The organism is Streptomyces sp. NPDC091416 (assembly GCF_044756845.1).
In the GTDB taxonomy this organism is placed as follows: domain Bacteria; phylum Actinomycetota; class Actinomycetes; order Streptomycetales; family Streptomycetaceae; genus Streptomyces.
Genome location: NZ_JBIVTU010000022.1, coordinates 52,665 through 67,529 on the forward strand (window position 1 = coordinate 52,665; position 14,865 = coordinate 67,529).

12 protein-coding genes are annotated in these 14,865 nt (G+C 70.3%); 3 read left to right on the forward strand and 9 right to left on the reverse strand.

What is annotated here, in order from left to right; translation table 11 throughout:
- Nucleotides 1-74: 74 nt before the first annotated feature.
- From ACIQMX_RS38900 to ACIQMX_RS38940, 9 genes are all read right to left on the reverse strand, one after another.
- Nucleotides 75-2,459: a hypothetical protein gene (locus tag ACIQMX_RS38900; protein ID WP_402485458.1), complete on the reverse strand. Its 2,385-nt coding sequence runs from the start codon at nucleotides 2,457-2,459 to the stop codon at nucleotides 75-77.
- Nucleotides 2,456-5,053, reverse strand: coding sequence for an ATP-binding protein (locus ACIQMX_RS38905; protein WP_402485460.1), 2,598 nt, complete (start codon nucleotides 5,051-5,053; stop codon nucleotides 2,456-2,458). Before ACIQMX_RS38905 ends, ACIQMX_RS38900 begins: the two co-directional genes overlap by 4 nt.
- A 39-nt stretch (nucleotides 5,054-5,092) precedes the next feature.
- Nucleotides 5,093-5,704, reverse strand: a complete 612-nt coding sequence (locus ACIQMX_RS38910) for a hypothetical protein (protein ID WP_402485463.1) — start codon at nucleotides 5,702-5,704, stop codon at nucleotides 5,093-5,095.
- Nucleotides 5,701-6,024, reverse strand: a complete 324-nt coding sequence (locus ACIQMX_RS38915; RefSeq protein ID WP_402485466.1) for a hypothetical protein — start codon at nucleotides 6,022-6,024, stop codon at nucleotides 5,701-5,703. The genes ACIQMX_RS38910 and ACIQMX_RS38915 overlap by 4 nt, the downstream gene beginning before the upstream one ends.
- 32 nt (nucleotides 6,025-6,056) lie before the next feature.
- Entirely contained in the window at nucleotides 6,057-7,166 is a 1,110-nt protein-coding gene (locus ACIQMX_RS38920; protein ID WP_402485468.1) for a conjugal transfer protein, read from the reverse strand.
- Entirely contained in the window at nucleotides 7,163-7,444 is a 282-nt protein-coding gene (locus tag ACIQMX_RS38925; protein WP_402485471.1) for a hypothetical protein, read from the reverse strand. The genes ACIQMX_RS38920 and ACIQMX_RS38925 overlap by 4 nt, the downstream gene beginning before the upstream one ends.
- A gap of 108 nt (nucleotides 7,445-7,552) precedes the next feature.
- Nucleotides 7,553-8,488 carry a hypothetical protein gene (locus tag ACIQMX_RS38930; RefSeq protein WP_402485474.1) on the reverse strand — a complete coding sequence of 312 codons (936 nt, stop codon included), beginning with the start codon at nucleotides 8,486-8,488 and terminating at the stop codon, nucleotides 7,553-7,555.
- 1,050 nt (nucleotides 8,489-9,538) lie between these two features.
- Complete coding sequence (locus tag ACIQMX_RS38935) at nucleotides 9,539-11,143, reverse strand: hypothetical protein (RefSeq protein WP_402485476.1); 1,605 nt, start codon at nucleotides 11,141-11,143, stop codon at nucleotides 9,539-9,541.
- 1,181 nt (nucleotides 11,144-12,324) lie between these two features.
- On the reverse strand, nucleotides 12,325-13,077 hold the full coding sequence (locus ACIQMX_RS38940) for a UTRA domain-containing protein (protein WP_402485478.1): 753 nt from the start codon (nucleotides 13,075-13,077) through the stop codon (nucleotides 12,325-12,327).
- A 260-nt stretch (nucleotides 13,078-13,337) separates the two neighbouring features.
- On the opposite strand from ACIQMX_RS38940, the gene ACIQMX_RS38945 reads away from it, so the two are divergent.
- The 3 genes from ACIQMX_RS38945 to ACIQMX_RS38955 all read left to right on the forward strand — a co-directional run bounded on the left by ACIQMX_RS38945 (nucleotide 13,338) and on the right by ACIQMX_RS38955 (nucleotide 14,725).
- On the forward strand, nucleotides 13,338-13,988 hold the full coding sequence (locus ACIQMX_RS38945) for a WhiB family transcriptional regulator (RefSeq protein ID WP_402485481.1): 651 nt from the start codon (nucleotides 13,338-13,340) through the stop codon (nucleotides 13,986-13,988).
- The gene (locus tag ACIQMX_RS38950; RefSeq protein WP_402485484.1) at nucleotides 13,985-14,389 is read left to right on the forward strand and encodes a hypothetical protein; all 405 of its coding nucleotides are present in this window, start codon (nucleotides 13,985-13,987) and stop codon (nucleotides 14,387-14,389) included. The genes ACIQMX_RS38945 and ACIQMX_RS38950 overlap by 4 nt, the downstream gene beginning before the upstream one ends.
- Before the next feature lie 147 nt (nucleotides 14,390-14,536).
- Nucleotides 14,537-14,725: a hypothetical protein gene (locus tag ACIQMX_RS38955; RefSeq protein WP_402485487.1), complete on the forward strand. Its 189-nt coding sequence runs from the start codon at nucleotides 14,537-14,539 to the stop codon at nucleotides 14,723-14,725.
- The last annotated feature ends 140 nt before the right edge of the window (nucleotides 14,726-14,865 follow it).

Here is a 14,865-nt window from a genome sequence, read left to right on the forward strand (position 1 = left end):
CGCAGCGCCAGCGACCGGGGGCGCGCTCGCGGCCGCCCGTGTGCCGGGAGGGGTGGCAAGCCGGGGCGTGCCTGTCATCGGTTGCGCCATCCCGAGCTGCGCGTTGCGTGGCGGCCGACGAACCGGGTGGCAGTCTGCACGTTGCGGCGGTACTCGTTGCCGAAGGCGCGGGCCCCGTCGACCTTGGCGGTGACCCGGGCAACTGCCCGACTCTTCGCTGCGTTCAGCTGTCCCCTGACCGCGTTCGCTCGCGTGGCTGAGGCAGTGCCGCCCCGCTTGGCGGCGGCGATTCCTCGGGGGATTCCGACCGGGGCTCCCACGGTGGCGAGCGCGGCAACCTTGGTGGCCTTCCAGCCGAAGCGGGCACTGACTGCTGCGCCCTTGCCGGCCATGAGGGTCGCGCGTCCGCCGCGGGACTGCGCCAGCTTGCTCGTGGCAGCCGTGGCGAGCCGTCGGCGCAGAGCCTGCTTGGCGGCGCCCTGGGCTGCGACCTTCGCGGCGGTGGCGGCGCCGCCCGTGCCCACAGCGGCCGCGGTGTTGGCCGCCAGGCGGGCCGCGGAGCGCAGTCGGCCGCCGCGCTTGCCCTTCTGCGGCCCCATCCACATTTGCTTGGCGCTGCGCCCGGCCCGGGTAAGCGGCTGGGTCACCTTGCGGGCCTCGCCGCGGGCTTCGCCGAACAGCTGCTTGATGCCGGGGGCGGTCTCGGCGTAGCGGCCGAACTGGTTGAACACGCTCTGGCGGCTGCCGCCGATCCGGGCGTTGGCGAGGCGGCGGTTGAGATTGACGCTGACCTGCTTCGCCGTCTCCTTGATTTTCTTCTGGCCGACGAGTCCGGCGACCGCGGCCAGGTCGAGGCAGATGAACTTGACCGCCAGAACGTCGCCGGTGTCCGCGTCGATCAGCGCGATGATCACGACGGTGAAGATGGCGAGGAACAAGATCGCGAGTATGACGCCGAGGATTGCCTTGACGATCGCGGACACCCAGCGCCACAGCACGCCGCGGCCGCCGCCCGGCAGGATACCGGCGGCCAGGGCCCAGTGGCCCTTCATCGCTTCGAACGCCAGCCAGCCCTGCGAGATCAGGAAGGTGCCGGTGACCAGCACCATGAGGACGGACACGATGATCGCAGCGAGGGCCACGAAGGCGGCCGAGAAGGTCATGTCGGCCGATGCCTTCTTCGCATCCCCCTTCTTGACCTTGCAGACCTTGGTGAAGTGCTCGCCGGCGTTGGTGAGCTGGGCCACGTAAGTGGCTTCGCCGGAGGGGTTGATCCGGTTGGCCTCGAAGAAGTCGATGCCCATCTGCTCGAAGTTGTATTTGACCAGCGAGGCTTCCGCGAAGGCCTTCGAGCAGGCGGGGTCCTTGAACGTCTTGCCATAGAGCATGAGCTGAGTCGGCTTGACGATGAACGCGTCGACAAGGGCGTCGGTGATCGGCCGGGAGACGTTCTCCGGCTTGGCGTCTCCGTCGGGGTCCTGCGACAGCACGACCGCGCTCACCTCAAGCGACAGGTCCTTGGCCTTGCCGACCAGGCCCTCGTCGCTCAGCAGCATCGTGGAGCCGCCGGGGGAGGTCTGGTCGTGGGTGCCGAGCAGCACCTGGGCGGGGGAGAGCAGCACCGTGGTGGCCACGGCGGCGACGACCAGCGACATGCCGGCCTCGGCGAAGCCCCGGCTGCGGTTCTTGAACAGGATGTGCCACGCCGCGTACAGGCCGGAGAAGAGGAGGAAGAGCCCGGGCAGACCAAGACGGTTGATGACCTGGTCCCGCAAGCTCGTGGCGATGTCGTCGGCGGGCTTCACGAGGATCCTGGCGAGGCCGAAGTCGAGTGCCCAGTCGACCAGCCAGCACGAGAACCCCACGAACCACTTGGCGATCCCCATGAAGAGCTGCGAGAGCAGGTTCCAGATCTTCAGGTCGATGTCGTTCCAGTCGCCGGTGTCCGAGTCCACGCTGTACGCGCTGATCGGCACGCCGTCCTTGTCCTTGACGTTGAACGGCTGCAGCAGCCCGTTGGAGGCGTCCTTGGGCGACTTGCTCAGATCCTCAACCGGCCGGTCCTCGTCGCCGGGCTTCGGTGCAGGCGGTGTCACCCCAGGCCGCGGCTCCATCGGGTTGTAGGAGTCCTCCGGCTTGGGCTTCGGCTCTGGGGCCGGCTTGTCGTCCTTGTCGCTGTCGCCGCCCTCCTTGCAGTACTTGTACTGGGCGCTTCCCTTGGGCAGCTGGTCACACGGGTCCGGTTCGTCCTTGCCGGGCTTGGGCGTGCCCTTTCCGTCGTCCGGCTTGGTGCTCGGTTTGGCGTCCGGTGCGGTGGGTGCCGGTCCCGGCAGGGGGTTGGGGACCGTGTCGGCGAACGCGACCGCGCCGGACAGGCCCAGCAGCAGTGCCAGGGGCACGGCGATGAGCCAGATCCGCAGGGCGCGGCCGCGCGGCGCGGCACGGGGGACGGACTTCATGCGAGCGCCCCTTCGAGGGGCACTGCGACGGCCGGCTCGTCCTCGTCCATCTGCCCCGGGGTGGTGTGGATGGCGTCGGCGGCGTCGTCGTCGGCCGGGATGAGGACCTTGATTCCGCCGATGCGCCGGCGCAGATCGCGGTAGAGGCCCTCACCGGCGCGCAGGCTGCGCTCGGCATCGGAGACGTTGAGTGGGCTCAAGTTCTCCGTGATCAGCTTGATCATCTCGTCGTCGGTGGGGTCGAGGTCGATGAATTCGAGGCAGCGGGCGGCGAGGGTCTTGCTGCGGTGGCGGAAGACGAAGATGTGGCTGAGCAGGGCGCGGATCTTGTCCCCGACCTCGTTCTTGGGCCCGATGTCGTACGGGTCGTGCGAGCCCGCGTACACGCCGGCGTGGTGCTTGCGGCCGTCGGCGATGATCTCGAGCAAGAGGTTGGAGCCCTCGGCCGAGGCGGTGAGCCACCAGCACTCGTCCAGGAACACCCCAGTGAATTCCGCAGGGTTGGAGAAGGCGACCTCGCGGCACAGCGCGGTGATCAGGTACATCAGGCGCCAGCCGAAACGCGTCTCCACCTCCAGGCTGCGCAGGCGGTGCTCGTCGAGTTCCTCCTTTCGGGGCAGGGCGAGGCGGTCGACGGCGAACACGATCGAGTCGGCGTTGCTGATCCTGACGACCTGCAGGTTCGGGTCGAAGATCGTGCGGCCGAGGTCCTTCTTGGCCAGGGCGCGCATCTTGCGGACGAGTTCGGAGGCCGCCGCGCGTACGGCCATGTCGTTCGGCTCGTCCGGGTCCGGGGTCTTGGCGCGGATCGCGAGGTTGGTGATGAGGGAGGTCATGGACGGGTTGGGGCCCAGGCGCGTGACTTCGATGGCCTCGGCGAGCGTGACGCCTTCGACCGACATGCTGGCGATGTCGAGCAGGGGGGTGAGGAAGCTCTCGCAGTAGCGGGCCGCGCGCGGGCCGCGGAAGACCCGCAGCGGGTCGAGTGAGACGCCGGCGGTCTCGTCGACGCGGATGATCTGTGTCTCGCCCGGGCAGGCCAGGGCGAAGCGGGTCCACTCCTGCTGCGGGGTGCGGTCGATCACCAGGGCTCGGCCGCGGCTCCTGGCCTGTCCCGCTCGGTGCCCTGTGGACAGGATCGAGTACATCGCGGTCTTGAGGGCGACGCTCTTGCCGGAGCCGAGTTCACCGACGAACGCGGCGCTGGCCGAGGCGTTGATGCGCGGGCCGTGGCTGAAGTCGATGAGGACGGGGCGGACACCGCCGCCGGACAACTGCAGGCCGAACAGGGAGCCGGTGTCGTCGCCGAGGTTGGCGCCGCTGAACGGCATCGCCATGGCGAAGTCCCTCGCCAGCAGGTACTGGGTGAAGTCGAGGAGCGGCCGGGGCGTTTTGGTGCCGGGGAGCATCGCGTGGAAGAGCGGCACCTGGTCGCCGACGGGCCGGGTGAGGGTGTAGTCGTTGCCGCCGAAGTGGTGTTGCAGGGAGGCCGCGCGTTCGTTGGCCTCTTCGGGGGTGTCGCCCCATACGCAGGTGACGACGGAAGCGCGGATCTCAACTTCGGTGGCCGAGGAGGTCAGCCGGTCGCGGTACTCGTCCAGAGCGAAGGCGGCCTTGTCCAGGCTGGCGGGAACGCCGGCGGTCTCGCCGTCGTACTCGCCTCGCTGGTGGGCCAGTTCGCGCTGCTGCCTGCGGGACTTCGGCTCGGCCTTCGAGCCGGCTTCGATGCTCAAACGCACCGCCCAGTCGACCGGGAAGCCGAAGTCGTCCAGGGCGGCCAGGTACTCCGAGCCGGGGAAGCGGAAGCTCTCGGGCATCTCGGCGAGGACGCTGAAGGCCTGGTAGCTGTCTCCGTGCTCGGTGGTCACCTTGGCGTAGCGGCGGGCGAAGGGGTTGGAGGGGCCCTTGCGGCGCTGGCCGCCGCGGCCTCCCTCGTCGAGAACGACCTGGGTGTGGGCCGCGACGGTGTGTCCGCGGCCGCGCAGGCCGCGGGGCGCTCCCTCTTCGGGGAACAGTGGCTCGTCCAGGCCGCGGCGTGCGGCGTGTCCGTAGGTCCAAAGGATCTCCGCCTCGGTGGCGGCCTTGAGTTTGATGCCGGCCGGCCACGAGGCGGCGAGGCGGTTGGCCTGGCGTAGGCGCTCGGCTTCCTCGGCGGCGGAGACGGGTGGAGTCGGCAGGCCGAGCGCGGCCATGAGCTCGACGTGGGCGGAGGAGGCGACGGCCTTGGCGGTCTGCTTGAGGTCCAGGTGCGGCAGGGGTATCGCCAGGAAGTCCACGCGTCCGGTGAGTTCGAGCCCGTCCAGCTGGTCGAGGACTTTCAGGGAGAGGTCGAGATACTCGGGGCTCTTGTCCCAGTCGACGCCGGCGGTCATGCGCTTGACGACCGAGGCCGCGTCGATCTGCGGGCACAGGCTCAGGAGCAGGGCGTCGCCGTGCAGCGCCTTGAAGAGGGCTTCGAGGGCGTCGAGACGCTCCCTCTTGGTGGCCTTCGAGCCGTGGGTGTAGTTCTCGCTGTCGACCTTCCACACGCCCCACGTGGCGGCGTTGGTCGTCCAGATGAGGTGGCCGCTGATGTGCCGGACGGGGAGACGCATGGGAAGTCCTTCGTGAACAGAGCGCGCGAGACGGCGCTGTCAGGAACGGGGGTGCTGGCCCTCGATCGAGGCGAGGAGGCTCTGCAGCTGGCTGCGTCCGCCGGCGCGCGGAGGCGCTGTGCGCGCGGAGCTGGGCGGCGTGAGCGGCTCTGCAGTTGCGGGGGCGGCCTGCACGCGTGCGGGCCCAACCGGTCCGGTGGCGCTCGGAGTCCGGGTCGCGGCGACGGTGGCGGCGGGATCGTCGGAAGGCGAGCCGGTGACGCGGACGGTGCAGGTTGTCCGCGTGAGCCGGGGACGCACCTGGCGCTGCGGGTGGCCGGCGAGCCGGCCGCCGGCGGGCGCCGAGGCGTAGACGAGCAGGGAACGCAGTGCGCGCGCCGGGTCACGGCCGTCGATGCGTGCGTACCGCAGCACCCAGGCCAGTCCCCATGGGAGCGCGATCATGATCAGGATGTTCGCGAGACCGAAGCGCGCCCACAGGGACTGCGTCAGGGCCAGGGAGCCGAAGACGACGACCATGGTCACGATCTGGGTGATCGTGTACGGGCCGCCCGGGATCCTTCCGGCACCTGGGAGTTTGCCGATGACGAGCGGGTGCTTACGGGCGCGGGTGTAGGAGTGCCCGACGAGGTCTTCCTCCGACGCACTCACCGCAGTGCGCTGACGTCATGGGGGCCGGGCCCCGGCACCTGCACGGAGGAGCTGGCCGTGTCCTCGATCTCCGAGCCGACCTTGCTCTGCAGCGACGGCAGGTTGGCGATGCCCCACAACACGAGGGCTCCCAGGACGAACGCGACCAGCGTGGCCACCCAGGACTTGGTCCTCCAGTACGCCATCGCGACAGCGGCGAGCACCATGACACCGACGACTAGCTTGATGAGGGTGCCGATCTGGTTCGTCTTGAGGGTGGCCCAGTTGAGCAGGTCGCCGGCGAGGACGACGGTGTTGGGGTCAGCGGTCAGGGTGTGCATGAACGTTTCCTCTTTCGGTCGTGGCGACGGGGTCAGCTGCCTGACGGCGCAGCGGAGCTGCCGGGGGTGGAGGAGGCCGCCGGGGCGGAGGGCGCGGGCGAGTGCGGCGCGTTGGACGGCGTGCTCGCTGCGGCGGTGGCCGGGGCGTCGTCGAGGGAGGAGACCTCCCAGCGCCCGGCGCGCGCGGTCAGGCCGAGCGCGTAGGTGAGGGGGAAGGTGTTGCCGTCCGCGTCGGTGGCGTCGACGGAGACCAGCAGGCGCCTGCGGACGCCGTCGCCGGGTACCTTCGTACCGGCGTCGTCCTCGGAGTTGTCCTGGACGCTCGTGAGCTTGATCGAGGTGTAAGGGGTCGGCACCACAGGGGAGAGGCGGACACCGGGGGAGGTGTAGCGGTCGAGCTCGCCTTGGCCAGCCACGTAGGCCTTCAGGAACGAGGCCGCGGTATCCGAGGCGGGGTCGGAGCTACCGGTGCCCCGCGAGGTGGGATATCCGAGGTCACCGGGCTTGAGTGCGGCCGGAGCCGCGACCTGCGCCGGCAGGGACACCGCGGTGTACGCGCTGGAGCCGTCAGCCCCGGTCGACTGCACGGCGACCCGGAAGTACTGCACGCCGGCGTCCGTGTAGCCGCCCTTCTTGGACTTCGCCGCGACGTTGACGGCGATCGTGACGCTCCAGTAGCCGGGGGAGACCTCGCGGGCGTCCATCGCCTGGGTCCGCAGGGCACTTCGAGTACCGGTCGGATGGGTGAGGGAGACGCTGCCCGAGTAGTACGGGGCCAGGTTCTTCTCCGTCCCTTCTCCCGACTCCAGGTAGGCGCCCACGAACAGCTGCGCGAAACCGGCGGCCCCCGTGGAGGCACCCGCCTTGACCGCGGGCGCCGCCTTGGCCGCGCTCTGGGCAGGCGCGGACGAGCCGAGCAGGGCCATGACTCCGATCAGCGGACCGGAGGCAATCAGCACCCAGGTGCCGGCTCGTGCCAGACGCGTGACACCTGCGAGGCCGGCCGTGCTGGTCTTCCACCCGGTGGACTGCTCCGCGCCGGTGTCGCCCTGGTCGGTGTCGGCCTTCTCGCCCGTGTCGGCGACGGCGTCCTCGGGCCAGTCCTGCTGCTCGGGCTGAGCCTTGCGCCGTGAGCGCTTCACGATGCGCTCCGCTGGGCCTGCGCCGTCAGGAGCTCGGCGATGCGGGCCTTCAGCTCCTGGGGGGTGCGTGCCTTGAGGGCCTCCCACGACCGGAGGGCGGGCTCCGAGTCGCGGTCGAGGAACTGGCGCATCTGCTCGTGAACGGTCCGGTCGAGGGGGTCGCGCACCAAAGCGGTGCCCAGGCGGGTCGCGGCGATGCGAGCGCAGGCCACGCGGGTCTCGTCGGCGTCGGCTCGACGTCCGGTGCCGGCGGGATCGGTGAAGGGGGCGGCAGCCATGGGGTACTCCGGTGAACTCGGTGGTCAGAAAGGAGAGAGGGGCCGTACGTGGATCACCCGTAGAGGTGTGGTTCCGGCCGTCCGTGTGACAGGGGAGGGCGGAAAACTTCAGGCGGCGGGCTGCTGCGTCTGAAGTGCCGCCTGGCGCAGGGGGCGGACGGCGCGGCTGGCGCGCTGGCGCAGGCGGGCGCCCTCGCTTCCCATCGATCGCCGGGTGCGGGGGGCGCCTTCAGGGGTGGCGGAGGAGGCGAGGTAGTAGCTGGCGATCCGCTGCGCGTCGGAGATCTTCAGTGCCTGGATGTCGACCGCCCACATCACCAGGGACAGCAGTTCGGCGCGGGGATCGTCGGAGCTGAGCTCCGGCTCGTCGCTGCTGACGATCTCCAGCTCCACGGCGCGCACCAGGCAGTCGGCCAGCTGCGCCTGCGTCGCGGGGTCGGGGCCGCAGGACGGCAGAAGTGCCGCGGACCGGTCGCCGGCGAGGGGGAGCAGCGTGTCCCCGATCTCCTGGAGGACCGAGCGGTTGTCGTAGTCGGCGGCCAGGGTCTTCTGGGCCAGGACGAGCGTGTCCATCGCGATGTTCGCGAAGACGCCCCGCGGCCGCCGCTCGAGCGGGTAGGTGCCGACGACCTCGAACAGCGCGCTGAAAATCGACGAGACGATGTCGTCCCACCGCACACCGTCACGCTGCTGGGACTTCGCCATCGACACGGCCTTGGGCAGCATCACCCGGGTCGCCGTGCACCAGGCCAGGTCGCGGTCGGATCCCGATTCCTGGACGCGTCCCAGGAGGAAGAGCATCGCCCGGTCGTGCTGCTCCCAGGCGCCGGACCGGAAGAGACCGGTGATCCGGTCCACCACGTCCTGCGGGGAGCGAGCGCCTTCGAACGGGAGGTGCTCGGTGGACCAGTGCGCGACGGTGGTGCCGGCGCGAGTGCTTTCGCACAGGGCCGCCCAGTCGCGGTTCAGGCTCCGCAGGGTGCTGGAGCCCTCGTCCGTAGCCGAGGCGGACAGAGGGGTGAGGGTGTTGCCGATGTGCGACATCCGAGACCGTCCTTCGTCATCCGGTGGGGATGCCGCTGACGATCTTTTGAGCCCCCTTGTCCGCGGTCTGACCTCTTGAGGCAGCGAGGTCTGTCTAGGCGAAACACGGAGACAGCCGTGCTGTGGTGCGCGAGCGGCACACCTCGACAAGGGGGTCGGCTTCCGGTGCGCACCGGTGCGCGCACCTCGGCCAGGTGCGCGCACCGGTGCGGACCAAGGACACGGAGCCCGCGCGCCGGTGCGCGACAGCGCCGCACCGCCCCGGTGCGCGGGTGCGGCGCGCCGTCGGCCCCGGCCGCACCGCCGGTGCGCGGTGGCGCACCGGTTCGGTGCGCACATCGGTTGGGCGCTGGACGGTCCGAGGCCGGTGCGGGTGGGGGTACGTCATACGCGACGCGGCGTCCCGGCCCTCCCGGCTGGGGTCGAACGCCTCTCGTAGAGGGGCTCATCCTGACGCAGAGTGACTACTGAGAGGGAAGGCCCCGGAAGGGGCACCCTGCGAGCTGCTGCCCTGCAGGGGGCCGGCTGCCACCAGATCGAGGTCGCCGCTCAGCGTTAGCAGACGACGACAAGGGGGTCACGACGGAGGTTGCAGAAGTCGACAAGGGGGCGGAGGGGAAGGTTCCGCGAACTGGGCGGGCGACCCGCCGCCGAACTGCGGAAGGCAGACAGGGCTGTGGCGGGGCAACGACGAGTCACGCTTTGACGGCGACGACCTCCTGTCGGCGGTTACACACGGTCAGGCAATTCCGTGCATGTCCGCGACGGTGCGCACAGCACCTGAAGCTGAGCCGGGGCGCCTTGGAGGTGTTGGCGCGCGGTGCGAGGGGCCCGTGCGCTCGGGCCGGTTCGACGGCGCGCGACGTGTGCGACGGCGCGTACGGGAGCGTCCGGGTGCGGTCCTCGGGCGCGCGCCGGACGGTGGTGCGCACGGCGGAACCCGGACGGCGCGCACCGCGGCACGCTCTGCCGACCGTGTGACGCGCACTTCGGCGCGGACCAGGTTGGCCGGTGCGCGCACCGGGCAGTTGGTGGCCGCGACGGCGCGCGTCACCCGGCATCCTCGGCGCGCAGTTCCCTGGAGCGGTGGCGCACGCACACTCGGCGGCTCGGGATGGCCGGCCGGTCGCACCTTTCGTCCTGCCAGCCCGCGCACCGCGGTGTCGAGCCAGGGCGGTGCTCGAGCTCTTGTGCCGGGCTGTTCATCTCCCGGCAACTCCTGCACATCTGATCGACGAGTGAAGGTCCGAGCAGCCGGATGCGGCAGCCGCAGTCCCGGCAGGACGAGAGATCCACGGGCTCGGGCACCGCTGGATCCGCGTCGAGTACCGGGCGCACCGGGGGCGGTGATGCGCATGCCGCGCAGCGGATGCCGCCCCCGCCCTGACCATGGTCGGGGCACTGCCCGAGCTCGATCCGGTGCTCCTGCTCGCGTTCCCATCGGCGAGCGGCCCGGATGTCGGCGCATGCCGCGCAGGGCTCCCCGCTCGGCCACATCACCCCGCTCTCACATGCGAGATGCCCGCAGCCCCACCTCGGCAGAGCCACACCCATCAGCCACCGGGCCGGGTCCCTGACGTCGGATACGAGCACGCCCGCGAAGCGATTGAGCAGGCGCTGACGGAGCCTGTCGGGATCGCACTCGTGGTCGAGCTGGCGGCCGACCTCGCGGGCGATTCGCCGCTGCATGAACGTGTTTGCCCGCTCGTAGAGCATCCGCACCGGTTCGAGGACCTCAAGGATGCGGGGGTGAAGCGTCAGTGCCGGCCCGTCGTAGGACGTGCGCGAGGTCCTGGAGGTCTGCGGGCGAGGCTGTTCCTGGTCCGCGCGGAGCGCGAAACCGGCCGGGGTGTCGTGGTGCGCAGGGCGCGAGCTGGGGTTCTCCACAGGCCATCCGCCCTCAACTACCTGTACTTCGCCTTCGGCGGGTGAGTCAGGGCGGCGTTCGTCATCGGGTCGGTCAATCGTGTGGTCTTCCTTAGTCGCGAGCGATCCTTCACTGCCTTCCTGACCCGATCCCTCATCAGGACGTGAAGACGCGGAGCCGCGCGACGGGCTGTCCACAGGCGAGGGGATGCGGGCGGCCTCGGGGACCGGAGGCACATCGTGGGCGATGAACTGGTGACGCCCTTGCACGCCCGACCTGCGCAGCACGGTCACCCAGCCGGCACCCTCAAGGGTGTCCAGGACCTGTCCTGCAGCCGCCGCGGACAGTGCCGTTCCCGCGCGCGCCCCGGAGTAGTGGTGGAGGTGTGCGGCGAGCTCGCCCTCGGTGAGGGGGATGTGCTGTACCTGGGCGAAGCAGAGCACCGCGTACGCGCGAAGCTGCCGCGGAGTCAGGTCCTCGCACGCGGCCACCGGAAGCCAGATGAACCGCTCGTCGCGATGCATCGGCCGAACCCGGCGCAACGCCGTGGTGCCGCACCCGCCCGGCAGTGAACGCCGCTGATTGACCGGCAACTCGATAACCCCGTCCGGCCCGGGCCTGCGCAGTTGGGCGATGCCGCGTTCGACGGAGGACCGCGACAGCCCGAGGTACGAGGCGAGCACGGCAGTCCCCGCGGTGCAGCCCTCCGGTCGCTGCCCGAGCGCCTTGATCTTCATGTAGACGGACAGCGCCACGTCGGCGTACTGCGCGGACTCCACCAGGCGCATCGGCACTTTGACGCGCTGGCGCCGAACGGGTACGTGGACGTTGGATGCGTGTGGTGAGCCCGCGGTGCGCGGTCGTGGGACCGGCGCGGAAACGCTGGTGCTGAGGAGCAGGGAACTGGACACACTTCTCCCGCACGTCGTCGCCGGGGTGACGACCCGTCGACGAGGTGCATGAGCCGCCGCCTCTCCGGAAGGTGCGCAGAGACGGCCTTGCAGATGGGGACCATGCGCCCCGCTGCCATCAGAGGGGTGTCAACCCCGGCGCGGTCGGTGGCACGCGCTGTGCCACGAGCCGCACCTGCTGACGGACGGCGTGAGCCGTACAGCGGAGCGCGGACAGCCCTGGCCGAGGAGAGGGGCACGCGGAGCGGCCCCCGGCCCGTCGGCCGAGCGAGCGGATCAGCCGGCGAAGACCGTTCGGCAGGGCGCCGACCGTGCTGTCGGCAGGCCCCGTACCCCCGGGGCCGACGCGGAAGCTGTCAAAGGCCCCGAAGCGGACGAGACGTCCGAAAAAGGCATCACGGAATGTGACGTCGAGGTGACTTCCGGGGGGCGAATGGCCGAGAACGTCGGTCGCAGGAGCCTGCTGAGCTGACAAAAGGCGTTGCGGTGCTGCAAGATGTACTCCGTTCACCCTGGTGCACTCCAGGGATGACAAAGGCCCTTCGGGGTCGGCCCCTCGGGGCAGCTGCTGGGAGGCAGTGATCATCCAGGCCGACAGGCCTGGTTCTTCGCTCGACGGAGCTGGATACTCCACAAGAGCGGTGACGGCCGGCAGAGGAGCTGCTAACTCCAAGCCGGCGGGGAAGGGCGAGGTGCGCTCCTTGCTGAGGAGCGCCCGCCCGAGATTTCTACGACATGCCGCCCTCCTTGATGGGGGCGATGAGCGATGCGCGGTGCCCGCACAGCAAAAAGTCCCGGCTCGACGGCGTCGTGGACGCAGCGTGGAGGCCGGGCTGGCTGTGCATTTGTGTGTGGGTGCGGGTACGCTCCATCACGAGACACCGCCTTATCCGGTTTCTCGAACTCGATATACGCCCCCGGACTTGCTCAAGGTCTGGGGGCATCGTGTTGTCGGGGCTAGCAGTAGATCAATCGATGGTCACCCTATCCCCATCAGCGCCGGAAGTGCACAGGCTGTGGACGGACCGGTACATCCCGCGCGCCGTGCTGATCAGCAGTCACTTCCCCTCCGGTGCACCGGGATTGGTCATCTTTGGTACCTTTCCCGATGATCCGGCCAAACTGACCCTACCGGCATGAATGAGTAGAATTTCGCAACTGCGCGCCTGCTCGCCGCTGTAGCTCACGCGTTGGACCGAAAGCAGTGATGTCGCGCGCGACTTGAGCAGGGCGGCTTCCTGGTCGGCCGCCGGTCGTCCCGAGATGGCGTGTGAGTGCCCGGTTTCGGGCAGACCGGCCTCCTCGAGGATCTGGTCCTCGTCGACCAGGTCGGCGTCCAGGAGCCGGCGGGCAGCATCGGCGATGGCCTGCGGGATGTACGTCTCCTCGATGGCCCACGGGGCGCCCGCCCGGATGAGGATGCTCTGGCGCAGGACGACACCCATGTCCGGCGGGCCGCCCAGGGCCGCTGCCACTGCGGCGGAGGCCTTGCGGACGGCGGTGGTGACCATCTCGGCCCGGTCGTCGGCCTGCTCGGGGACGGGGTGGACGTGTCCGCGCCTATCGAGGCGTGCCTCGAAGGCGGCCGCGGGGGACATCATCATGTAGCCGACCTTGGGGATCGACCGCACCAGGCCTTCCTGCTCGAGGATCTCCATCGCACCGATCAGCGTGTTGCGCGCGCACCCGAGTTCCTTGGCGAGCTGGCGCCCCGAAACGACGGTGCCGGGCGTGCGTGAGGGGGCGCCGGCGTGGATCTCGGTGCGCAGGAGCTCGGCGAGCTCGTGCCTGCTGGTCGGGGGCGTGGCCATGCGGGACATCCTGCCGTACAACCACCCGTGAGCGGGCTGCAGGGCCGCGAGCGTCATGTCGGTCTCCCTTGACTTGATTCGGAAGGCGGGGCACCATCATCACATCTGGCTCACCTGGCGTGAGCCAGATGAGCCAGATGTGGGCATGGTCCCGCATCCCGCGGCGCGCCGCACGCAAACGGCCTCCGAGGGGGTTGGAGCCCTCGAAGGCCGTGGTGATGCACGCCGCTTCCTCTCCGTCACGAAAGACAGACGACGCTATGACCAGCATGACAGCCGACCGCCCCCCGCTGGGCGCCACCGGCCACATTCCTCCCACCGCCGACGACATCGCGCGCGCCCTCGTCGGCACCCACTCGCCGGCCGCGCTCGCAGGCACCGGATACCTCACCGGCCCCGACGGACACACCACCGCGGGCCAGATGCGCGAACACCAGCTCTCCGAAGCGCTGCTGCTCGGAAGCTGCAGCACCACCAACGACGTCGACGCCTTCTACCGGCGCGACCAGGAACCGGACGAGGAGTGGCACGCCCGCCGAGACGACACCATCGCCAAGTACTGCGCGCGGTGCCCGATCGCCGCGGCATGCCTCGAACTCGCCCTGCGCTACCCCGAAGCTCCCGAGGACCTGGCGGTGCGCGGTGGTGTCTCCGAGGAGAACCAGCTCGCCCGCGCGGACACCGAAGCCGACCGGCTGGACGCGGCCCGAGCTCAGGACCTGGCCCCCTCCGCGCAGCGGGCCAAGCGGATGGACGCGGCCCTCCAGGTGCTGGAGCTGGCCCGCTCGCACATCGGTCTGTCCGTCAAGCCCGAGGACCGCACCAAGAACCACGCCAAACTCCGCACCGCGGTCTCCGAACTCGACCAGCTTCGGACCGACCACCGGCGTGCGACGGGGTGGGCCGCATGAGCGACCACACCACCGCACCGCGCCCCGACGGCTCCGTTGAGGACGAGCTGCGGCACCTCAACCGCCGCCTGATGCACGCCCTGCACATGAAGTGCGCGATGCCGGTGGTCCCCGTGCCGGTTCCGCAGGACGGCGGTCCCCCGCAGCCGACCGCGCTGATCGGCATCCTCCTGGTCCTGTGGCACCAGGCCCGCGTCGAAGCCGACGCCTACCAGGCCTGGATCCGGCAGCCGGCCCCGCGGCCGAACACCGACGCGATCTCCCTCGACGCCGCGGACGCGGCGCGCGCACACCTCGACAGCCACACCACCGGCCACCGGGCCGACGGAGTGGACGCAGGACACGACGCCCTCCAGCACGGCCGGAGCGAGCCGCCGGACGGCACCTGCCGTCGGCGATGACCCGAACCCGGACCGCGCCGCAGCGACAAGGATCCCCATGAAACTGCCGATCGCCTTGCACCCCGTCCTCGCGTACGACCAGCAGCCGCCGGACCACGGCATCTCGTGCCCCGGGTACTGCTCGGCGAAGCACTTCGACGAGTAGCCATGGCACTCACCACGAGCTCCAGCAAACGCGGACTCCACAGCGGCCACCTTCGACGCCCGACCATCTGCCAACTGCCGATCGCCGCCAGCCTGCTGGCCCGATACGGGTACGCCAGCCAGGCCGACGCCCACGACGACGGAATGTGCGCCCGGCTCTACGCCGTCGGACGCCGGACGACCGCCTCGTGAGCCCCGCAGTCACCCCGTCGTTGGACGGCCCGCTCGCCAACGAGGCGGACCTGGACCGCGCCCTGTTCGGCCCCTACGAGCCCGAGAACACGCAGGACCCGCAGTAACCCGTCACACCTCGACGGAAGGTCAGCTCCGCG